The organism is Aeromicrobium sp. (assembly GCF_032084975.1).
In the GTDB taxonomy this organism is placed as follows: Bacteria; Actinomycetota; Actinomycetes; order Propionibacteriales; family Nocardioidaceae; genus Aeromicrobium.
In genome coordinates this window covers 46,275-68,011 of sequence record NZ_DAMDLR010000011.1, presented here as the reverse complement: position 1 = coordinate 68,011, position 21,737 = coordinate 46,275, and the positions used below count along the sequence as shown (strand labels likewise).

Sequence of the window (21,737 nt, the reverse complement as noted above, 5' to 3'; positions counted from 1 at the left end):
CCGTCGCCTGGGCCGCACCGACGCGGACGGGCAGGTCACGCTCGCGGTGCCGGTCAGCACGAGGGTGGAGGGCGACACCCGCGGCAACGCGCTCGACTCCGTGCAGGTCCGGATCGACCCGACCGGACTCGACCGGGACCTGACTCGACTGCGGGCCGCGACCAAGGCCGCCCTGGCGGGGCGCGCCGGACAGGCGCGCGACGTGGCGGCCATGCTGCCGCTGATCCCGCTGACGCCGAGGTTCGTGGTGCGGGGTGCCGAGACGCTGGCGATGGGCTCCTCGTCCGCGCCGATCGGCTGCTCCAACCACGGCGACGTCGACCCCGCGGTGCTGCGGATCGACGGGGCGGAGCCCGAGGACTTCTGGGTGCGGCTCGCCGAGCCCGGCCAGACCGAGGCGGAGCTGGACCGGATCGGCGGCCAGCTCTACGTCCTGAGCGGTCGCGCCCTCGGTCGCGTCTACCTCTCCGTGGCGGCGCACCGGGTCGGCGGAGACCTCGGCGCGGATGCGCTGCGTGAGCACGTGCTGGCGACGCTCGCGGAGCTCGGCCTCACCGTCGCGCTGTCCACCGCCTGACCGCTGGCTACGATGCAGGCGTGGACCTGACCGAGCTGATCGAGGGCATTCGCCAGGGCAAGCGTGCCGCAGTGTCGCGCGCGATCACGATGGTCGAGTCACGCCGCTCCGACCATCGCGCCACGGCGCGCGAGCTGTTGGCCGAGCTGGCGTCCGCGCCGGACTCGAAGGTCGGGGGCGCCGTCCGGGTCGGTATCTCGGGCGTCCCCGGCGTCGGCAAGTCCACCTTCATCGAGGCGCTCGGCGTCCACCTGACCGGGCGCGGGCACAAGGTGGGGGTGCTCGCGGTCGATCCCTCCAGCGTGCGCACCCGCGGCTCGGTACTGGGCGACAAGACCCGCATGGTGCGGCTGTCGACCGACCCGAACGCGTACATCCGGCCCTCGCCCAGCGCGGGCAGCCTCGGCGGCGTCGCGCGCGCCACGAGCCAGGCCCTGACGATCCTCGAGGCCGCCGGGTACGACGTCGTGCTCGTCGAGACGGTGGGCGTCGGCCAGTCCGAGATCACCGTCGCCGGCATGGTCGACACGTTCCTGTTCCTGACGCTGGCGCGCACCGGCGACCAGCTGCAGGGCATCAAGAAGGGCATCCTCGAGATCGCCGACGTCATCACGGTCAACAAGGCCGACGGCGAGCGCGAGCGCGAGGCGCAGTCCACGGCCCGCGAGCTCGCGGGCGCGCTGCGTCTCGTCTACGCAGGCACGCAGGACTGGGTGCCGCCCGTGCTGACCTGCTCGGCCCTCGAGGGGACGGACATCGACACCGTCTGGAGCCGCGTCATCCGGCACCGCGAGTTCATGGGGCACCGCGGCGTCGACGAGAAGCGCGCGCAGCAGCGTCTCGACTTCACCTGGACGCTCGTCCGTGACGAGATCGAACAGCGGCTGGCCACGGACGAGTCGGTCGCCGAGGTGCGCGAGAAGGTTCGCGACGAGGTCCTCTCGGGCGGGCTGTCGCCCGCGGCCGCGGCCGACGAGATCCTGCGCGCCTTCGACTCCTGAGGTGTGGCGGTGAGCCACCGTCCGTTCTCGCGTCGAGAAGGACGCTGAGTCACCGCTCCCCGCCCGCCCCGGCGCGAGATCGCGGCGTCGCGACCCGCGTGACAGCATGAGGCCGTGAAACGCACCGTCACCGCCCACCTGGAGCTCTACGCGTTCGACCGGGCCGACCTCGTCCTGTCGATCGCGGTGGCCGCCAACATCGCGACCGAACGCGAGACCCTGACGGTGGTGCAGAAAGGTCGGCCGCTCGAGGCGCGCGAGGTGGCCGGGCGCCACGAGGCGCGGCTGCATCGCATCGACGCTCCCGCCGGCCCGATCACGATCGACTACGAGGCCGAGGTTGGTGGCCACGCCGACCCCATCGCGACGGAGGAGCTCGACATCATCGAGTACCGCCGCCCGAGCCGCTACGCCGAGTCCGACTCGCTCTACGCGATCGCCCGCGCGGAGTTCGCCGGGCTCGCGGGCAAGGCGCTGCTCGACGCCGTCTCGTCGTGGGTCGGCACGCACCTGTCGTACGTGACGGGCAGCAGCCAGCCCACGGACGGTGCCGTCCAGACGATGCTCAAGCGACAGGGAGTGTGCCGCGACTACGCGCACCTCGTGGTGGCGCTCCTGCGCGCCCGCGACGTGCCCGCGCGACTCGCGTCCGTCTACGCGCCCGGACTGAGCCCGATGGACTTCCACGCCGTCGCCGAGGCGTACATCGACGGGCGGTGGTGCGTCGTGGACGCGACCGCCCTGGCCCCACGCCAGTCGATGGTGCGGATCGCGACGGGCCTGGACGCGTCCGAGACGGCGTTCCTGTCCCAGCACCACGCCGCCGTGAACCTCAACCGGCTGGAGGTGACGGCGGTCGTCGACGAGCTGCCGGCGGACGACGCGACGGAGCTCGTCTCCCTGGGCTGAGCGCTCCGCGCCGTATCCACGGTGATCTGCGCCATCTCCGAAGAACCAGTTCAGTAGTTCCAAAGGACTACGTCATGGGATACGCTGGCCGAACTGCGACCGCCGCGTCGCCACATCACCTCGGGGGGGCGATGAGGCGCCGCGGCATCGTTGTCTCCGGGCTCGATCCCGTCAGGACGGACGCGGCAGGGCGCCCATGCCGACCAGCTGGCGGTAGACGAACGGCGTCATGGTGCGCACGTACGTGACGCTCAGGTGCGAGTTGTCGCGGTAGACGTTGACACCGCCGATGATCGCCGGGCACTCGTCCTCGTCGCAGTAGAAGGGCGTCAGGTCCAGCGCCTGGGCGCCGTCGACCTGGCGGCCCGTCGCGAGGAAGGCGTCGAAGTAGCCCAGGCCCTTCTCGCGGCTGATGCCGCACGCGTCGGGAGTGATCTCGTCGAGTTGGGACAGGCACTTCTGCGGGGTCTGGGGGTGCCGCGGGTTGTCGCGGACGGCGACGACGCGGACGTCCTCGCGCACGAGCGGTCGCCAGGCGGCCTTCATGCTCTCGATGCGCTCGGTGTTCGACCCACCCAGCATGCGTGCGTAGCCGGTGGTCAGGATCAGGTCGGTCGTGGGTGCCTCGTCGAGCAGCCACCCCTGCAGGTTCTTCTTCCACTCCTGGCAGCTGCTGACGCGCAGCGGGTCCTCGTGGTCGATCGGGTCGCGCGTCCACGCGCAGCTGCTCTTGAGCTGGGCCGAGAGCGTGATCAGCTTCTGGTCGGCCATGCGCACGAGCGCCGGCAGGAACGACCTGGCGTGCGAGTCGCCCACCAGGATGACGTGCGGCAGGGACCGGTCGGACAGGTCGCCGAACGTGCAGTCGTTCAGGTCGGTGTCGTGGACGCCGGCGAAGCATCCCGGGAAGCCACTGGCGAAGTCCTCGGTGACGGCCTCGGGGGTGGGCACCAGCTGGTCGTCCAGCTCGGGGTTGTGGCAGTCCTTCTCCGGATTGCGCGAGGCGGCGCCGAAGCACGGCGGGGCGTCCTCGGTGAGCTCCTCGGCGACCTGGGCGGCGCGGTTCTCGGCGGCGACCGCCGACTGATAGCCCGTCACGCAGCCGGCCACGAGCAGTCCGGCACCGGCCAGGGTGGCCAGGCCGGTGACGGCCGGCTTGCGCAGCCCGAAGCGGTGCGTGAAGCGGGCCGGGTCCTCGACCCAACGCTTGGTGGCCCACGCGGCGACGATCGTGAAGACGAGGATGCCGACGCGCGGCCAGAAGCCGAGGTCCGACGTCAGGATGTACGGGAGGATCACGATCGGCGGCCAGTGCCACAGGTACATCGAGTACGAGATCTCGCCCAGCGTGTGCGTCGCCCGCCACCGCATGATGGGCGTGGGCGAGAGGCGACCGGCCGGCTCGCCGGCCCAGATGACGGCCAGGGTGCCGATGACGGGGACGAGCGCCGCGGTGCCCGGGAACGGCGTCGCGCTGTCGTAGGCGAGGCCGCACCAGGCGAGGGACGCGAAGCCCGCCCAGGAGACGAGTGCGGCCGGGGCGCCGCGGCGCACGGTCGTGCTGCCCATCACGAGCGCCAGCAGGGCGCCCGCACCGAACTGCCAGGCGCGCGCGGGGGTGACGAAGTACGCCGCCGGCGGGTTGGCCTGCGTGATCCACAGCGAGTAGGCCAGGCTGGCGGCCGTGGCGACGCCCAGCACGACGGCCAGCACGGCCTTCTGCGACCGGCCCAGGCGCGCCGCCAGGACGACCGCCAGCAGCACGAGCAGCGGCCACACGAGGTAGAACTGCTCCTCGATCGACAGCGTCCAGTAGTGCTGGACGGCGGTCGGCGCCTCGGCGGCGGCGAGGTAGTCCACGGAGTCCGACGCCAGCACCCAGTTCTGCACGTACAGCGCGGAGCCGATGATCTCCTTGAAGTTCTGGCGCCAGTCCATCAGCGGCATCCACAGCCACACGGCGACCCCCGTCGTGGCCAGCACGAGGTAGGCCGCCGGCAGCAGGCGCCGCGCGCGACGCGCCCAGAACCGGGCCAGGTCGATCCGGCCGGTGTCCGCGGTCTCGCGCAGCAGGTGCCCGGTGATGAGGAAGCCCGAGATCACGAAGAAGACGTCGACGCCGATGTACCCGCCCGGGAGGCGGCCCGGCCACAGGTGGAACAGGACCACGAGCAGCACCGCGACGGCTCGCAGGGCAGCGATCTCGGCCCTGAAGCGGTCACGAGGGAGGCTGGCGGGCACCGCACCACGATATCCGCCGGTGCCGAGCGGCGCCCGGGGCGCCCGCGCGCCGCGGGGTTGCGAGCCGGTGTCGCGACGCCCCACTAGACTCGAGAATCGCGCCGTGCGCGCGCCGAGGAACGCCGAGCCGGGGAGTCGAGGAGAGCATGCCTGACGTGGGTCGAGTGCGCCGTCGCGTCGTGGCGATGGTCCCGGCGGGCGTGAAGGAGCGGGCCCGCCGAGCGCTGGGCCGTGCACCCGCTCCGCGAGACGCCGCCACGCTCACCGTGCGCCACGAGGACGGATCGATCTCGTACGCCGGCGAGCTGCGCGGACCACGTGTCGTCGCGCTGGTCGTCCGTCCCGCCAGCCGGCTCGGCACCGTGGCGGCCCGCTTCGAGCAGGCGCCGGACCGCCGCTTCGCCTTCCGCCTCGACCCGGCCGAGCTGTGGGAGGCCGGCGGTCGCGCGGCCGGACGGTTCGACCTCTTCCTCGAGCTGGCCGACGGCGGCGAGCTGCGCCTCGGCCGCTTCGACCACACCGACACCGCCGCCGCCATGGCGCGCATCGACCTGGCGGGCGCCGCCTCCCCGTTCGGCGAGGAGGTCCACGCCTGGACCCACGTCACCGACCAGGGCAACGTGTCCGTCCGCTTCGCCCCCGAGCCGATCCGCCGGTGGGAGGTCGACGGCCGTCGACTCGAGGTGGGACCGCACGGCATCAGCGGCGACCTCGTCCTTCGCACGTTCTCGCGGCCGGCGCACTCGATCGAGTTCCGGCTCGGCCGTCGCTTCGCCGACACCGTCGAGGACCTGCCCGTCACGGTCGTTCCCGCCGACGCGACCGCCGCCCACGGCCTGCACGAGTACCACGTCTCGTTCGACATCCGGCCCTCCGGCGCGACCGAGGACGAGCGCGAGGGCATCATCGACCCGTCGCTGACCGTCGACCTCGACGGCTTCGAGCTGCCTGCGCGAGTGCTGCTGTTCCAGAAGGACTTCCCGAAGGCACGCCTGAGGGACCTGCCAGTTCCGGCGGCCACGGGTGAGCACGTCGATCAATGGGTTCCGTACCTGACGTTCCGCGGCAAGCGGCTGGCGTTCTGGACCGAGCGGTTCACCACCGCGAACCACGCGTACCTGCGACGGCTGACGCGCTGGGCCTGGCTGCTGGCCCCGATGCGGCCGTTCTCGGGGATCTGGTTGGTCGGGGAGGCGCCGTACAAGGCCCAGGACAACGGCTTCCAGCTCTTCCGCTGGATCCGCCAGGCGCAGCCCGAGCGCCGCGCCTACTACGTGATCGACGCCGACTCGCCCGATCGCGCGAAGGTCGAGCCGCTCGGCAACGTGGTGACGACGCGCTCGCGCGAGCACATCCGGTACACCGTCCTGGCGTCACGGTTCGTCGGCAGCCACCACGCCGAGTACCTCCACGCCTCTCGGTCGGCGCGACTCGCCAGGCATGCGAAGGGGCTGCGGATCTTCCTGCAGCACGGGGTCACCGGCATGAAGAACGTGCGCCTCAACTACGGCCGCCTGCACATGCAGGAGATGCCGCCGGACCGCGTCGTGGTGAACTCGCAGGCCGAACGACAGATCTTCATCGAGGACTTCGACTACTTCCCGTCGCAGGTCAAGGTCACCGGCTTCGCCAGATTCGACGCGCTGTTCGAGGGCGACCCGACGGTCCAGCGCCGGCTGCTGGTCATGCCCACCTGGCGCGACTGGCTCGCCAGCCGCGAGGCGGTGCTCGAGAGCAGGTACCTCGCGAACTGGAAGGAGTTCCTGGCCGACCCGCAGATCCAGGCACTGCGCGAGGACCACGGCGTCGAGATCCTGCTCGTCCTGCACCCCAACCTGCGGGCCCTGGTCGACGACCTGCCGCTCGAGGGCATCTCGATCGCGCCGCGCGACGCCGACGTGCAGGACCTGATCCGCACCAGCGCCGCGCTGGTCACCGACTACTCGAGCGTCGCCTGGGACGCGGCGTTCCTGGGCCGTCCGGTGTTCTTCTTCCGGTTCGACGACTCCGTCCTGACAGGCGCCCGCGTGCCGTTCGTGGACGCGGTGACCGAGCTGCCCGGTCCCATCGCCCACCGCGCCGCCGACCTGGCCGCCGAGATCACGCGCTCGGCCGAGGCCGGCTTCACCCTCACCGAGCAGTACGCGGGTCGTGTCCACAAGTACCTCGAGCTGCCCGAGACGGGCTACTGCGAGCGCAACTACGAGATGGTGCGCGAGGCCGACGGACTGTCCACGCGACTGCTGCGGCTGCGCAACCGCCGCGGCGTGCGCGACGCCTTCAAGCGCTTCCGGGCCGGACCGCACTACTACCGGGTGATGAGCCTGATGTTCCGCTTCGGCAGCCTGCTGCCGCGTCGTGACATCGCGGTGTTCGAGAGCGACCGCGGCAACGCCTACGGCGGCAGCCCACGCGCGCTGTTCGAGCGACTGCACGAGCGCGGGACCCCACTCGACCTCTGGTATGTCAACAACTCGACGCTGCGGGTGCCCCCGGGCACGAACAAGGTCTTCCGGCTGACGCCCCGGTACTTCTGGACGATGTCGCGCGCGAAGTACTGGGTGTTCAACCAGAACGTCCACGACCTATGCAGGCGCCCGCGCGGCACGCACTACCTGCAGACGTGGCACGGCACGCCGCTCAAGCGGATGCAGAACGACGTGCCGGTCATGCACGGCCGCGCCGACGACTACCACCAGAAGGCACAGGAGCTCGTGGGCCGCTGGTCCTCGCTCGTCTCGCCCAGCCCGTACGCGACGAAGGCGTTCCGCAGCGCGTTCGGCTACGACGGCCGGATCATCGAGTCCGGTTACCCGGGCAACGACGTCTTCCACACCGAGGTGGGGCGCCGCCGGGCCCATGAGACGAGGATCCGGCTGGGACTGGCGCCTGACCGCAAGGTCGTCCTCTACGCGCCCACGTTCCGCGACGACGGTCGCGCCTCCGGTGCCTCCGGTGCGTGGTCGCACGAGATGGCGCTGGACCTGGGCCGGTTCGCCGAGCGCCTCGGGTCGGACACGACCCTGCTGGTGCGCCTGCACCCGCTCGTGAAGTTCACGTGGCCCAAGGACCTCGACGCGAGCATCCTCAACGTCTCGAAGTACCCGGACACCCAGGACCTGCTGCTGGTCGCGGACGCCCTTATTACGGACTACTCGTCGATCATGTTCGACTACGCGCAGACGGGCCGGCCGATCATCTCGTTCGTCTACGACCTCGAGCACTACCGCGACGACCTGCGCGGGTTCTACGTCGACCTCGAGGAGATCGCGCCCGGCCCGGTGGTGCGCACGAGCGACGCCGTCATCGACTCGGTCGCCCGCCTGGACGAGCTCTCGGTCGAGTTCGCCGATCGACTGGCCACGTTCCGCGAGATGTTCGGCAGCCTCGAGGACGGGCACGCGTCCGACCGCGTCATCGACGCCGTCTTCACCGAGGCCGAGCGAGGCACACCTCCGGACTGATCCGTGGACGGATCAACTTCGTATCACCTGCGGTTGATGCGGCTCTCGTGTCGTATGGGGCCACCCGGGCCCCGGGCACAGGAGGTGCACATGAGTCCGAGAGTTCGCGTTCTGTCCGTGGCAGTCGGGATCGCGGTGGTGACAGCCGCGGCGGGCCCCGTCCCGGCGCACGCCGCCGCCAAGAAGCGTCCCGACCTGGTCGTGAAGTCCGTGTCGGCCTCGCCCGGGCAGGTGGCTCCGGGTGGGACCCTGAAGGTCCGGGACGTGACCCGGAACAAGGGGCGCAAGACAGCGCCGAAGTCGGTGACACGGTACGTCCTGTCCAAGGACAGGAAGCTGGACAAGCGGGATGTGCGCCTGCGCGAGCGCGCTGTCACGCGACTGAAGCCGCGCAGGGGCCACGCTGCCAAGGCGCTGACGGTTCGAGTGCCGACGGCGACGAAGCCGGGGACCTATTGGCTGCTCGCGTGTGCGGATGCACGCAAGCGGGTGCGGGAGTCGAACGAGCGCAACAACTGCCGCGCAGCAAGATCGCGACTCACGGTCACGAGGGCGGCATCTGGGTGGCCGAGGACGGGCTGGGTCCAGGTGGACGTCTCGGCACGCGTCGACGTCGCGTACCGCTCTCGATCGGGCAGCTCGGGCTTCCTCACGGTCGACGAAGAGGACGTCCGGTTGGATGGGACCGGCACAGGATGGATGGAGTTCGCCGACGGTCGCCCTGCGTCGCTGACGTGGACGTGGTCGAAGGCGGCGGCATCGGGAACCCAGCTGCACGACGCGCAGGGACAGACTGATACGGACTGCCGGTGGGACGCCTACACGCGATTCAGTCGCTCCGGGCCCGTTGACGTCCGGCCTGCGGGAGTGCCGGCCGGCGGCTTGATCGACTTCCCGGGCTCGAAGAACGGGCCGAGGGCGTTGTTCGGACTCGAGCACACGCTCGGATCCGTGGAGACTCCTCGAATCAACTGCCGAGGGGAGAACATCGGCAACGTGTCCCCGGTGCCGACGCTCCAGCTGCGGCAGTACTGGTGGTCCGCGAAGCCGGCCTACGCGATCAACTGGTCGGGCGCTACGTCGAGGATCACGTGGCGTCAGTACGGCGAGACCAAGTACACGTCGCCCGGTGGCGGCTCGTACGAGAACCAGAGCTACCAAGCGAATGGAGCGCTCACGGTGAAGCCGAGGTCATGAACGATGGCAGGAGGGCCGGCGCGACCTCGCGGCACCGGCCCTCCTGTCGTTCCTCTGCGTCAGTTGGCGGCCCAGTCCGGGTTCCAGCCCTCGACCTCGTCGGCCTTGCGCGACTCAGGGCCGGTGTAGATCGCCGAGGGGCGGATCAGGCGGCCCGTCTGGTACTGCTCGAGGATGTGCGCGCTCCACCCGGCGGTGCGGGCGGAGGTGAACATCGCGGTGAACATGTTCGCCGGGATCTCGGCGAAGTCCAGGACGATCGCGGCCCAGAACTCGACGTTGGTCTCCAGGACGCGGTCGGGACGGCGCTCGCGCAGCTCCTTGAGGGCGGCCTGCTCGAGGGCCTCGGCGACCTCGGCGCGGGGCGCGTTCAGCTCTTTGGCGGTGCGGCGCAGCGTGCGGGCGCGGGGGTCCTCGGCGCGGTAGACGCGGTGACCGAAGCCCATCAGGCGCTCGCCGGAGTCGAGCAGCTGCTTGACGTACGCGGTGGCGTCGCCGCTCTTCTCGACCTGCTCGATCATGCCGAGGACGCGCGACGGGGCGCCGCCGTGCAGCGGGCCCGACATCGCGCCGACGGCACCGGACAGTGCAGCGGCGACGTCGGCGCCGGTGGAGGCGATGACGCGCGAGGTGAACGTCGAGGCGTTCATGCCGTGCTCGGCTGCCGAGACCAGGTAGGCGTCGATGGCCTTCGCGTGGGCGGGGTTGACCTCACCGCGCCAGCGCGTGAGCATGCGCTCGACGATCGTGTCGCACTTGTCGATCTCGCTCTGGGGGACCATCGGCTTGCCGAGTCCGCGGGCCGCCTGGGCCACGTAGGACAGCACCATGACGGCGGTGCGGGCGAGGTCGTCGCGGACCTCTTCGGGGGTCTCGATGTCGTAGAGCTGGCGCAGGCCCCAGACGGGCGCCATCTGCGCGATCGCGCTCTGGACGTCGGCGCGGATGTCGCCGGAGTGCACGGGGATCGGATACGGCTCGGCGGGAGGCAGGCCCGGGTCGTAGGAGCCATCGACCAGCAGACCCCAGATCTTCTCGAACGGCACCCGGCCGACGAGATCATCGATGTCGACGCCGCGGTAGCGGAGCGCGGAGCCTTCCTTGTCGGGTTCGGCGATCTTGCTCTCGAACGCTACGACGCCTTCCAGTCCGTGGTGCACTTGAGTCATGGGCCAAGTGTGCCCTGTGGGCCGCGTCAGCTGGTCATGGCGGTCGGTTACCCACCGGTCGCCCGGGGCGAAGTTTCCCCGGTTAAGTAGGTTTCCTGTCACTTCTCGAGGATCGCAACCCTCGTGAAGTGCCAGCTTCCCCGGTTAACCGGGGAAACCGTCACCGGCGCCGAGGTGACTACCGTGGGCGCATGAGCGACGAGCTGGCGCGGATGCGGACCGAGTATGCGCGGACGGGCCTGGACGAGGCGACGGCCGGTGAGGATCCGATGGCGCTGGCGCGCGAGTGGTTCGCCGACGCGATCGCGGCGCAGGTCCACGAGCCGAACGCGATGGCACTGGCGACGGCGACCGCGAGCGGTGAGCCGTCGGTGCGGATCGTCCTGCTGAAGGGACTCGACGAGCGAGGCGCCGTCTTCTTCACGAACTACGACTCACGCAAGGGCCGGGAGCTGGCCCAGAACCCGCGTGCGGCGGCCGTCATGCTGTGGCACCCGCTGCACCGCCAACTGCGGATCGAGGGAGCGGTCTCGCGGCTCGACGAGGCCGAGTCGGACGCGTACTTCCTGGCCCGGCCCGTGGGGGCGCGGATCAGCGCCTCGTCGTCTCCGCAGTCGCAGGTCGTCGCCGACCGGGCCGAGCTCGAGCGCCGGTGGCGCGAGGCCGAGGACGCCGGCGCCGCCGAGCACCGCCCCGAGGACTGGGGTGGCTACCGCATCGCGCCCGAGGTCCTGGAGTTCTGGCACGGGCGTGAGAACCGCCTGCACGACCGGCTGCGGTTCACGCGGGCCGGCGAGCGATGGCGACGCGACCGCCTCGCGCCGTGATGCTCAGGACCCGCCCGGCCCCGGCAGCAGGAGCTCGAAGGTGGTCAGCTCGTCCTCGGTGAGCTTGAGGTAGCCGCCCATCGTGGTGGCCAGCTCCGACGCGATCGTCAGGCCGAGGCCGCCCTCGTCGCCGTCCTTGCGGCTCGTACCGCGCTGGAAGACCTCCTGGCCGATCGTGCGGGCGCCCTCGTCCCGCACGGCGATGCGGACGTACGGGCCCACGTCCTGCGCCGTGACGAGGATGCGGCCGGTGCCATGACTGGAGGCGTTCTCGATCAGGACGTCGAGAATCTGCACGACCGGTCCGGGGACGACGCGCGCCGTCACCGGGCCGGTGTCGTCCTGCCGGATCTCGTGCCCGGCCGCCTTGGCCGTCGGCTCCCAACGCTCGACGACGTCCGCCACGAGCTCGGACAGGTCGACCTCGACGGCGTCACCGAGCCGCAGTCCCCGCGCGAGCCCCAGCATCTCGTCGATCGCGCTGCTGAGGCGATCGAGCTCGGGCAGGTAGCGGTTCAGTTCGTCCGTGATCTCAGGCGGTGTCTGCGGCCACAGCGTGAGGTCCTCGAGCTCGAGCCGCAGTGCGGTGATGGGAGTGCGCAGCTGGTGGGACGCGTTCGACGCGAACTCGCGCTCGCGCCGGACGAGCTCGCCGAGCCGTCGCGAGCTGTCGCGCAGAGCGTCGCCGACCGCCTCGGCCTCGGGGATCCCGTAGTGCGGCGGGTCGATGTCGAAGTGTCCCTGCCCGAGCCGGTCGGCTGCCGCGGCCAGCTCCTTGAACGGACGCGACAGCCGGCGAGCGATGGCGTACCCGAAGCCGGCGGCGACGACCGTGAGGGACAGACCGATCAGGATCAGCGGGACGAGTGCGTTGGTGATGCGATCGTTGATCAGGTCACGCGAGCGCGACAGGGTGAGCGTGCCGCCGTCGGGCAGGTCCCGAGCCTCCACGATGTCGTCGGCGGGGTCCGGGGTGGGTCCGGCCACGACCGTCGAGCCGTCGGCCGACTCGTAGGTCAGCGTCTCGGACTCGCTGAGGAACTCCCTCAGGAACGCCTCGTCGATGGGGGACCCGTTCTGCTCGCGCTCCTCGACGACCGCGGCGAGCTGGTCCGCGGCACGCTCGATCTTGCGCACCTCGTAGTCGGTGACGAGGTCGGCCAGCATGTACGCGCGGGGGATGCCGTAGAGGGCGAGCATCGCGATCGTCATGCCGACGAGCGCGGCGATGAGCCGCTCACGCACCGGACTGGTCCTCCAGCCGGAATCCCACGCCACGCACGTTGGTGATCTGGACCGGCGCGCCGGCCTCCTCGAGCTTCTGGCGGAGCCGGCCGACGGTGGCGTCGACCATCTTGGTCGAGCCGAACCAGTTCTCGTCCCACACCTCGTTCGTGAGCCGCTCGCGCGTCACGACCGCGCCCCTGACCTCGTCGAGGAGCACGAGGACGTCGAACTCCTTGGAGGTCACGGCGACCTCGGCGTCGTCGACCCAGGTGCGCCGCGCGGCGGTGTCCACCCGCAGTCCTGCCGGGGCCGGCGCCGCGACGGGCTGCGCGGGAGTTCCGACCGGGGCGCTCCGGCGCAGCAGCGCGCGGGTGCGGGCCAGCAGCTCGGCCAGCCCGAAGGGCTTCGCGAGGTAGTCGTCGGCGCCCACGTCGAGGCCGACCACGCGGTCGAGCTCGCCGTCGCGCGCCGTCAGAATGATGATGCCGCCGGCGAAGCCGGACTCGCGGGCCTGCCGGCAGACCTCGAGGCCGTCCATGTCGGGAAGCCCCAGGTCCAGAAGCACCAGGTCGACGTTGCCCGAGGCGATGCGATCGACGGCGAGCTGCCCTTCCGCGACCCGCTCCACCTGGTAGCCCTCACGCTCGAGGGTGCGAACCAGGGGAGGTGCGATCTTGTCGTCGTCCTCGACGACCAGCACGTGGGCGGCCATGGTCACCGAGCATAGGACCGACGCGCCCGGCGAGCATGCTCGCGTCGCACGCGTCCGTCGAGCACCAGCAGCACCACCACGGCTGCGCACAGCACCAGTTCGAGGATGCGGACGGCCGAGAGGTCGGCGCGGCCCTCGCCGGGAATGCCGGCCGTGAGTGCGAGCACCGTGCTGCCGGCGGTGGCCACGACGACGACGGATGCCGCGAGGTGGGACTCGAAGCAGTTGTGCAACCACATCTTCACGGCTGCCAGCACCGCGATGACCGCCAGGACGGACTCGAGCGTGCTGTAGACCGCCGACGGGGCGACCAGGGCGCGCTGCACGAAGACCAGGCCGATGAGCAGGCACATGAGCGCCGCCCAGCGGGAGGCCGTCGTGCGGAGACGTTGCATCAGAAGTCCCGGTCGGCGGTGCCGGTCTCGGTGATGTTCGTGGTGGAGGAGCGGTTGCCGAACAGGTCCGTCGCGGCGCTGCTCGGGGTCCAGACCATGGCGGCAGCGGTGGTGTTGGTCCTGAGGTCGCTCGCCCGGCCGCTGGCGAAGGTGCCCAGCTTGAGGGTGACGATGGTGCGCTCGAGTCCGTTCACGGTGACCGTGCTGGCGGTCATCGTGGCGTTCAGGCTCACGGTGCGCAGGAACCGCACGTAGTCGCCCTTGAGGTTGACCGAGCCCAGGCCCAGGACGGTGCTGCCGTTGAGGACGTCCAGCGTGTCGCCCTTGCTGCCGCGGATGAGCGCCGGCACGTTGCCGTCGCGGACGCGGACCTGCACGTTCGTGGGTGCTCCGTTCCACCCGGCCATCACGGACGCGGGGTTGACCTGTGCGGTGTAGGTGAGGGTGATCGTGTCGTTCGCGCCGATCAGGCCCGCGGTGCTGCCCGAACCGTTCGTCGTCTGGACGTCCGCACCGGCGAGCGCGCTGTTGTCGACCGGCACCGTCTCGAGCGCCGACACCGTGGTGCGGCCCGAGCCGTCGAGCAGGACGGCGCGCAGGTCGTAGACCGCGCTCGCGACCTTCGTCGTGTCCCAGGAGCACGTGAACGGCGTCGCCGTGTCGGTGCAGACATCGGTCCAGGTGGAACCGCCCGTGGGGGCGAACTGGATCCGGACGGAGGTCACGCCCGCGGTGGAGTTCGCGACGGCCGTCAGGCTGGCCGTGCGGCTGAGCAGGACGCCGGGATCGTTCAGGGACACCGAGGAGACGGTGTTGTCGACGACGCGGTTGGTGACGGCGGCCGAGGTGGTCGCGTTGCCGGCCTCGTCGGTCGCGATCGCGCGGAACGAGTAGGTGCCGTTGGGCAGGTCGCTCGTGGCGACGCGGCACGACCACGGCTCCAGGTCGGTGGTGCACAGCGCCTTCCACGTGGTGGTGCCGCTGGCGAGGTACTGGAACTGCACGGTGGCGACGCCGGAGTGGGTGTCGGCCGCCGCCGCGGCGAAGGTGCGCGTGCCGCTCAGCGGGCTGCCCGGGTCGGTCATCGCGACGGTGGGGACGACGTTGTCGACCGTGACGTCGGTGACGGTCTCGGAAATCGTCGTGGTCAGCCCCGCGGTGAGCACGGCACGGAACTCGTAGTCGCCGGAGGCGACGGCGGTGGAGCTCCACGAGCACGTGTAGGGCGACGCCATCGAGGTGCAGCCGGCGGCGTTCGTCCAGGTCGAGCTGCCCGCGAGGCGGTACTGGAGGCGGACCGTGTGGCTCAGGGACCCCGTGTTGAACGCGCCGGCGGACAGCTGGACCGTGCCGCGGACGTGGTCGCCCGGATCGTTCATGACGACCAGGAGCTTATTCGCGACGGCCGTGCGGACCGCGTCGGACGTCGTCTCGTGCCCGGCCTTGTCCGTGGCGCGCGCCCGCAGGTCGTAGCGGCCGTCGCCGAGCCCCGACGTGTTCCATGCGCACGAGTACGGGGCGGTGGTGTCGGTGCACAGCGCGACCCACGCGCCGGAGCCGGCGAGGCTGTACTCGACGGTGACGTCCTGGACGCCCAGGCCGGAGTCCGTGGCCTCGGCGCCGATCGTGACGGTGCCCTGCACGGCCGTGCCGGGAGCGACGACGGAGACGACGGGGGGAGTCCAGTCGGCACTGGCGCGGACGGTGGCCGTCGAGCTGGTCGAGGAGGTGTACGTGGCCGAGGAGAAGCTCGGCAGGCCGACGAGGGCGACGCCCAGCAGGGCCAGGACGACCAGGGCACGACGGATGGTCATCGCGGCACCTGCTTCCCGGCTCGTGGTCATGGCATCAACGCTACGGAGGGCCGCTCCACACCGGATCCACACGGGATCTGCGGGAGCTCCACAATCCGTGGAGGGTGGTTCAGGCGTGCGCGGTGGCCGCGGGGACGAGGTCGTCGTCGCGGCCGAGGATGGCGCGGCCCAGCTGGGCCAGGGCGATCAGGGCGATCAGGGCGGCGGGGACGCCGATGACGATCATGCGGGTGTCGCGGTCGGCCAGGGCGATGAACGCGTGGCCGATGTGCGGGATCGTGGTCTGCACGACGGGCTGCGTGCCGCCGGTGAGGGTGAACTCCCACGGGTCCGGGTCGGCGTTGGCGTCACCCTGGGTGGTGAAGACGCGGGTGCCGTTGTCGCCGGGCTCGGCGGTCACGATCCGGTGGGTGACCAGCGTCGAGACGCCGGCGTCGGCGGGGGGCAGGTAGGTGATCACGTCGCCGACCTCGAGGTCCGCGACGGGAACGGGTTTCTCGAACGCGATGGAGCCCTTCTCGAAGGTGCCCGACATGGATCCGCCGGTGATGACGTAGCGCTCGTAGCCGAAGAAGCTCGGTGCGATGTAGCCGACGGACGCGGCCACGACGGCGAGCAGCACCAGCGAGGACAGGAATCGGCCCAGTCCGCGGGCGGTGGTGGCGACGTGCTTCATGATGACTTCCTCGGCGAGATCGGCGCTGTGGCGGGTGTTCCTGGGCGGGTGTGGCAGGGCGGGGCCCTCGTGGGGGATAGGCGCCGGAGTGTCGTCCGGTGCCCGCGAGGGCTCGCGCCCTGCCACGTCAACCCGTCAGACCCAGGAGAGGGGTCTTACTGGTTGGTCGTGGTGCCGTCGAGCTGGACGGCGTCCCAGGTGTAGGTCGCGGTGGCGGCCTTGCCCTGCTGGGTGTTCGGCGCGGCCTGGTCCAGCGTGACGGTGAACGTGTAGTCGTTCGCCTCGCCCGCGGCCCAGGTGCCCAGGGTGTTCTTCGTGCCGTCGGCCAGGCCACCGAAGGTGCCGGAGTAGACGGTGGTGTTCTTGGTGGTGTTCTTGATGACCAGCTTGAGGTTCTCGCCGTCGAACCCGTTGGTCGAGGCGACCTCGGTCAGGGAGAAGTTCGCCGCCAGCGTGCCGGTGTTGGTCAGCTTGAGCGAGCCGTTGAGCGTGTCGCCGGGCTTGAGGTTGTCCAGGTTGAACACGGCCTGGCCGGCCTTGGAGTTGGCCTGCGTCAACGTGCCCGAGGTGGCGGCGCTGATCGTGTTGCCGGACGTGGAGCTGAAGGTCGCACCCGAGCCCACGGCGATGGCGCCGGCGGCGAGCAGCGTGGCGAGCGGGACGAGGATCTTCTTGGAACGCATCTGGGTTTCTCCTGGTGTCAGTGCTGTGGGCGATGTGCCCGGGTTGATGACACTGACGCTACGCAGCACAGATCCACAGAAGATCCACACGAAACCCACTCGGACTCAACACTTCAGCACCAGGTCCCCGCCTTTTCGGAGGGGCGTCCGAGCGGGGGAGCGCTCAGGACAGGTCGAGGACGAGGTGTCCGGCCTCGTCCGCGCGCGCCACGCCGAGGCGCCGCCGGAACAGCCCGGGGCGCAGCGGCCGGGAGCCGCCCTCGAACCGCAGGGGCACGTCGTACCACTCGTCGTTGACCACGACGGCGATGCTGGGCAGGAACACCCGGCTCGACAGGCCGCGGACGTCGATCGACACGCGGTAGGTGCCGTTCTCGACCCGGGCGTCGACCCGCCTTCCGCGCTGGGGCGGCTCGGACGATCGGACGGCGCGGCTGGGCCCCGCGGGTGCGCGCACGAAGCGGCCCTGGTGCTCGATCGCGCCATGGATCCCCACGGTTCCCCGCAGGACGACCAGGTCGTCCTCGACCGCGGCGGTCGCGGGGGAGAACAGCCCCGCGATGCGCTTGAGCGGGCGCTCGGCGGTGATCTCGTAGACCTCGCGGTGCTCGCCGGCCGGGTCGAACCCGGGGTAGGTGAAGAACGCCCGGTCACCCTCGAGGTGCAGACCGACGGAGTGCTCGCCGCCGGCCGACAGCGCCAGCAGGGCCAGGGCGCGCTCGGTGTCGCGGTCGAGAGCCGCGCGGAGGACGGCGCGATCGAGCACCTTCATGCTGCGGAGCAGCTCGGGGGTGAGGTACCGCTGGGACAGCTCGGCGATCCGGTCGTAGACGAACTCCCGCTCGTCCGGCTCCCGCAGGGAGAGGGAGTCGCGCAGGTCGCCGCGGATCGTGTTGTCGAACTGGCGCTTCATGACGTGGTCGCGCTGCGGTCCCGGCGGCAGCGCCTCGGCGATCGTGTCCATGATGATCGCGGTCGAGGCGTACATCTCGGCGGCGTCCGCGGTGTACGTGACGTTGGAGCGGTCCTCGCGCTCACGGGCGAAGTAGACCGCCCCGTCGCCGATCATCGAGATCCGCCTCGCGTGGATCATCGCCGTGACGGTGAACGGCTGGTCGCAGCGCTGCCGCATGTCCTCGCGGTACCGCAGTCCCAGGTCCTCGACCAGCGAACGGCGGAACATCTTCGAGTTCGCCAGCACGTACGGCAGCCGGGACGAGTACAGGTCCATGTCGGCGACCCGGCCCAGCTTGAAGATCTCGATCGGCACCTTGCGCTCCCCGACCGGCTCCATCCGGCCGAAGATGACGTCCGACTCCCACCGGTCGCCGTGCTCGACCAGCACCTGCAGCGCGTCGTCGTCGAGGTAGTCGTCCGAGCCGAGGAAGAAGACCCAGCGACCGGTGGCCCGCTCGAGGCCGCGGTTGAACGGCGACGCGGGACCGCCCGAGTTCGGCTGGTGCACCGCCACGACGTTCTGCGGGTGCCTCGCCGCGAACTCGTCGATGATGCGCTCGCTGCCGTCGGTGGACCCGTCGTCGACGAGCAGCACCTGGACCTGGTCGAAGCCGATCGTCTGGCGCTCGAGCGAGGCCAGCGTCTCGGGCAGGTAACGGACGGTGTTGTAGACCGCGATGATGACGGAGACGGAGGGAGTCATGGCGGTCTCACTCTAGGCGGAGCAATGGCGCGAGTCGCTCGCCCAGGACGGGTCCGAGCAGGCGCGAGTAGTCCGACGACAGGTGGCTGTAGTCACGGAAGACGACGACGTCGCCGATCACGACCGGGCACGTGTCGTCCACGCAGAGGCGGTCGGTCATGTCGATGACGGGCAGGTCGAGGTCCTCGGCGGCCTCGACGTACAGGTCGGGCACCAGCGCGTCGTCCCGTGACAGGGAGCAGTCGGTCACCGACCCGGTCTCGGCCAGGCAGTCGGGCGCGTTCTTCTTGTCCTTCACTAGGGGGACGTCGCGGATCACGACGAGCGGCTTGCCCGCGGCCTCGAGGCGTCCGGCCATGTCGTCGACGCCGGGCGTGAGCGCCTCGAGGCCCTCGCGGCCCGCGTCGTCGGCCCAGCCGTAGGCGCTCGAGAAGGACGAGGTGACGACCGCGGCCACGTCCGGGTCGTTCACGAGCTCGTCGAGGATCTTCCGGTTGGCCTCCTCGCAGAGCTGGTACCGCTCGGAGGGCTCGTCGGGCAGGGTCCGGCGGGTGGTCGTGAACGGGCACGACGACCGCGTGAAGGTCACGACCTGCCACCCGGTGTCGGCTCCCCAGGCGTCAAAGGCGCTGAACCAGTGCGTGGCGTGCGAGTCGCCGACGACCGCGATCGTGCCGCGAGGATCCTCGGTCTCACCCAGCCGGCACGAGGCGATCCGGGCGACGTCCAGTCCGGACTGGCACTCCGGGTGCACCGGGGCCGAGTTCTCGGCGGCGACCGCTGTCACGGGGACCAGCAGCGAGTCGAGCGACGAGTTGATGTCGCAATCCGCGCCGGGGCTCAGCGCGGCCGGGCCCAGGCAGGCCGCCTTCGCCTCGCTGAGGGCAGCGGCTCGCTCACGCGCGGCCTCGGTCTGGGCGTCCTGGTGCCAGCCCCAGGCCGTCGCGGGGAGGGCCACGAGCACCATCGCCGCGACGGAGGCGACCAGGGTGCGCGAGCCCGTGCGCAGGAGCGCGCCGGAGCGCAGCGGCTCCTCGATCCACCGGGTCGACGACCACGCGAGCACGAGGGTGGCGACGAGGATCGCCGTCCCGTCGAGAGCCCCCGTCTCGCTCTCGGTCACGTACGGCCAGACGACGATCAACGGCCAGTGCCACAGGTAGACGGCGTAGGAGACGTCCCCGACGAAGGTCGCCGGCCGGGTCGAGAGCAAGCGGTCGGCCGACCACCGGGAGTCGGATCCACCGGCCCCGATCACCATCGCCGTACCGAGCACCGGGACCAGGGCCGCGTACCCGGGGAAGGCGGTGGCATGGTCGTACGTCGCGGTGGTCCAGGCGATCGCCGCGAGCCCCACCCAGCCGAGCGCCGGGAACATCCGGACGGGTGCCAGGGCGAGCAGCGCCCCGATCCCGAACTCCCACATGCGGGTCCGCGTGTCGAAGTACGCCCGGCCGGCATCCGCGTCGGTGGCCAGGACGGACCACAGGAGCGACGCGATCGTCACCAGCGCGATGAGTCCGATGAGCACCGCGCGGGTCGGGATCGCACGTCCCGCGCGCCGCACGAGGAACAGGGCCAGCACGATCATCAACGGCCACACGACGTAGAACTGCTCCTCGACCGAGAGCGACCAGTAGTGCTGGACGAGGGTCGGGGTGTTCCCCTGCGCCGAGTAGTCGACGGCATCGGAGGCGAGCGCCCAGTTCTGGACGTAGAAGGTGCTGGCCACGATCTGCCGCAGCGACTGCTCCCACAGGGTGGAGGGGATGAACAGTCTCGTCAGGACCAGGCTCACCCCCAGCACGAGCAGCGAGGCGGGCAGCAGGCGCCTCGCGCGGCGGGCCCAGAACTCGCCCAGCCCCAGCGTGCCGGTGCGCTCGATCCGCGACGCGATGTGCGACGTGATGAGGAAGCCCGAGATCACGAAGAAGACGTCGACGCCGACGTAGCCGCCGGAGAACCCGGACAGCCCGAGGTGGTACAGCACGACGGCACCGACGGCCACGGCGCGCAGGCCTTGGATCTCGGGGCGAAGGCGCCGGTCGCTCCGTCCGGTCGCGTCGGGCCTCGACGCGGTGCGGACGCTCACAGCACCGCGCGCACGAACGGCACTCGCCGCAGCACGAGGACGATGGCGTAGGTGATCGCGACGGTCAGCACGATGCGCAGCAGCATCGGCTCGAGCGCGCCGGCCGCCGGAAGGTCACCCCCGATGCCCCATTCGGGCAGCAGCCACACGAACGTCAGGTGGAGGCCGAAGACACCGAGGGTCGCTGCGCCCAGCAGGTTCCCCACGCGGGCCCACCGTCCTCGGGTGAGGAAGCGCAGCACGCCGTCGGGTTGGATGAGCGCCTGCGCGACCAGGTAGACGCCGATCGAGTAGAGGATCGTGCCGGCGCCGTAGTAGCTGAGTGGGCTGATCGTCTGCAGCCAGACCGGTGCCTCGGGGTTGCGCCACTGCCAGCATCCGACGGACCCCAGGAAGACGGTCATCGCTGCGGCCAGGACCAAGGAGACTCCGCGCAGACGCACGCCGCGCAGGCCCCAGCCGAGGATGTAGAGCCCCAGGTAGGGCAACCACCAGGTCCATGCGGTGTCCACGAACACCAGCGGGACGCCGCGCGTCCGCATGGTCGCCAGGGAGAGGGCGGGCAATGCGGCGAGCACGAACCCGGCGACGAGGATCGCGCGACGGCTGGAGGTGCCGATGAAGCCGATCAGGATGGGCGTCAGGAGCGCCAGGCCGGTGATGATCCAGAAGAAGTAGAGAGCCGTGTAGAGGTCGCCCTCGACCGCTCGCACGACCGCGTCGCGCCACGGGAGCGGCTCGCCGGTCTTCACCCCGACCAGTGCCCAGTACCAGAGGTGCCAGAACACGAGAGCGGGGATCAACCGCGCCGCGCGCTTGCGCAGGAAGGTGCCGTGATCGCCGTAACGCCGCGGGTCCAGCAGCACCGCGCCGCTCAGCATCACGAAGACGGGCACGGCGAACACGGCGCCGATGTCCAACCAGATCGCGGCCGTCCCGACGACCGTGGAACGTGCGTCCTCGGGGATCGCGTCGAACCCGACCGAGTGGATCGTGACGACTCCGAGGATCGAGACGAAGCGCAGCCACGAGATCCACGTCGTGGACTCGCGGCGGTCGTTCGTCGCTTCCGTCGTGCTGGATGTCACCGGGT

At 70.8% G+C, this 21,737-nt stretch carries 17 protein-coding genes; 6 read left to right on the top strand and 11 right to left on the bottom strand.

Features of this window, described 5'->3' with window-relative positions; translation table 11 throughout:
* The 3 genes from RT323_RS04645 to RT323_RS04635 all read left to right on the top strand — a co-directional run.
* Positions 1-577, top strand: a 577-nt coding sequence (locus RT323_RS04645) for a hypothetical protein (RefSeq protein ID WP_313405420.1), incomplete at its 5' end; no start/stop codon positions are given.
* A 20-nt stretch (positions 578-597) separates the two neighbouring features.
* Positions 598-1,578: a methylmalonyl Co-A mutase-associated GTPase MeaB gene (meaB, locus tag RT323_RS04640; RefSeq protein ID WP_313405419.1), complete on the top strand. Its 981-nt coding sequence runs from the start codon at positions 598-600 to the stop codon at positions 1,576-1,578.
* 114 nt (positions 1,579-1,692) lie between these two features.
* Complete coding sequence (locus RT323_RS04635) at positions 1,693-2,487, top strand: transglutaminase-like domain-containing protein (protein ID WP_313405417.1); 795 nt, start codon at positions 1,693-1,695, stop codon at positions 2,485-2,487.
* A 171-nt stretch (positions 2,488-2,658) separates the two neighbouring features.
* Here RT323_RS04635 and RT323_RS04630 read toward each other — a convergent pair whose 3' ends face one another.
* Positions 2,659-4,728 carry an acyltransferase family protein gene (locus tag RT323_RS04630; protein ID WP_313405415.1) on the bottom strand — a complete coding sequence of 690 codons (2,070 nt, stop codon included), beginning with the start codon at positions 4,726-4,728 and terminating at the stop codon, positions 2,659-2,661.
* Positions 4,729-4,874: 146 nt separating this feature from the next.
* On the opposite strand from RT323_RS04630, the gene RT323_RS04625 reads away from it, so the two are divergent.
* Both RT323_RS04625 and RT323_RS04620 read left to right on the top strand, forming a co-directional pair.
* Positions 4,875-8,192, top strand: a complete 3,318-nt coding sequence (locus RT323_RS04625) for a CDP-glycerol glycerophosphotransferase family protein (protein ID WP_313405413.1) — start codon at positions 4,875-4,877, stop codon at positions 8,190-8,192.
* A 117-nt stretch (positions 8,193-8,309) separates the two neighbouring features.
* Positions 8,310-9,389, top strand: coding sequence for a CARDB domain-containing protein (locus RT323_RS04620; RefSeq protein WP_313405411.1), 1,080 nt, complete (start codon positions 8,310-8,312; stop codon positions 9,387-9,389).
* Positions 9,390-9,448: 59 nt separating this feature from the next.
* On the opposite strand, the gene RT323_RS04615 is transcribed toward RT323_RS04620, so the two are convergent.
* The gene (locus RT323_RS04615) at positions 9,449-10,558 is read right to left on the bottom strand and encodes a citrate synthase 2 (protein WP_313405410.1); all 1,110 of its coding nucleotides are present in this window, start codon (positions 10,556-10,558) and stop codon (positions 9,449-9,451) included.
* Positions 10,559-10,749: 191 nt separating this feature from the next.
* Between RT323_RS04615 and pdxH the strand changes: the two genes are divergently transcribed.
* A complete protein-coding gene (gene pdxH, locus RT323_RS04610) occupies positions 10,750-11,385 on the top strand; it encodes a pyridoxamine 5'-phosphate oxidase (RefSeq protein ID WP_313405408.1) in 636 nt (211 codons plus the stop codon).
* A gap of 3 nt (positions 11,386-11,388) precedes the next feature.
* Here the strand turns inward: pdxH and RT323_RS04605 are convergent, their stop codons facing one another.
* From RT323_RS04605 to RT323_RS04565, 9 genes are all read right to left on the bottom strand, one after another.
* Complete coding sequence (locus RT323_RS04605; protein WP_313405406.1) at positions 11,389-12,630, bottom strand: histidine kinase dimerization/phospho-acceptor domain-containing protein; 1,242 nt, start codon at positions 12,628-12,630, stop codon at positions 11,389-11,391.
* The gene (locus RT323_RS04600; RefSeq protein WP_313405404.1) at positions 12,623-13,324 is read right to left on the bottom strand and encodes a response regulator transcription factor; all 702 of its coding nucleotides are present in this window, start codon (positions 13,322-13,324) and stop codon (positions 12,623-12,625) included. The genes RT323_RS04605 and RT323_RS04600 overlap by 8 nt, the downstream gene beginning before the upstream one ends.
* A 2-nt stretch (positions 13,325-13,326) precedes the next feature.
* On the bottom strand, positions 13,327-13,719 hold the full coding sequence (locus tag RT323_RS04595) for a hypothetical protein (protein ID WP_313405403.1): 393 nt from the start codon (positions 13,717-13,719) through the stop codon (positions 13,327-13,329).
* Positions 13,719-15,563 carry an Ig-like domain-containing protein gene (locus RT323_RS04590; RefSeq protein WP_313405402.1) on the bottom strand — a complete coding sequence of 615 codons (1,845 nt, stop codon included), beginning with the start codon at positions 15,561-15,563 and terminating at the stop codon, positions 13,719-13,721. The genes RT323_RS04595 and RT323_RS04590 overlap by 1 nt, the downstream gene beginning before the upstream one ends.
* A 79-nt stretch (positions 15,564-15,642) precedes the next feature.
* Positions 15,643-16,209 (bottom strand): signal peptidase I, encoded by a 567-nt coding sequence (locus RT323_RS04585; RefSeq protein WP_313405400.1) that lies wholly within the window; start codon positions 16,207-16,209, stop codon positions 15,643-15,645.
* 155 nt (positions 16,210-16,364) lie between these two features.
* Positions 16,365-16,892, bottom strand: coding sequence for a TasA family protein (locus RT323_RS04580; RefSeq protein WP_313405399.1), 528 nt, complete (start codon positions 16,890-16,892; stop codon positions 16,365-16,367).
* Between the two features lie 163 nt (positions 16,893-17,055).
* Positions 17,056-18,552 (bottom strand): glycosyltransferase family A protein, encoded by a 1,497-nt coding sequence (locus RT323_RS04575; protein ID WP_313405398.1) that lies wholly within the window; start codon positions 18,550-18,552, stop codon positions 17,056-17,058.
* Positions 18,553-18,559: 7 nt separating this feature from the next.
* Complete coding sequence (locus RT323_RS04570) at positions 18,560-20,644, bottom strand: acyltransferase family protein (protein ID WP_313405397.1); 2,085 nt, start codon at positions 20,642-20,644, stop codon at positions 18,560-18,562.
* Positions 20,641-21,732: an acyltransferase family protein gene (locus tag RT323_RS04565; protein ID WP_313405396.1), complete on the bottom strand. Its 1,092-nt coding sequence runs from the start codon at positions 21,730-21,732 to the stop codon at positions 20,641-20,643. Before RT323_RS04565 ends, RT323_RS04570 begins: the two co-directional genes overlap by 4 nt.
* Between the last annotated feature and the right edge of the window lie 5 nt (positions 21,733-21,737).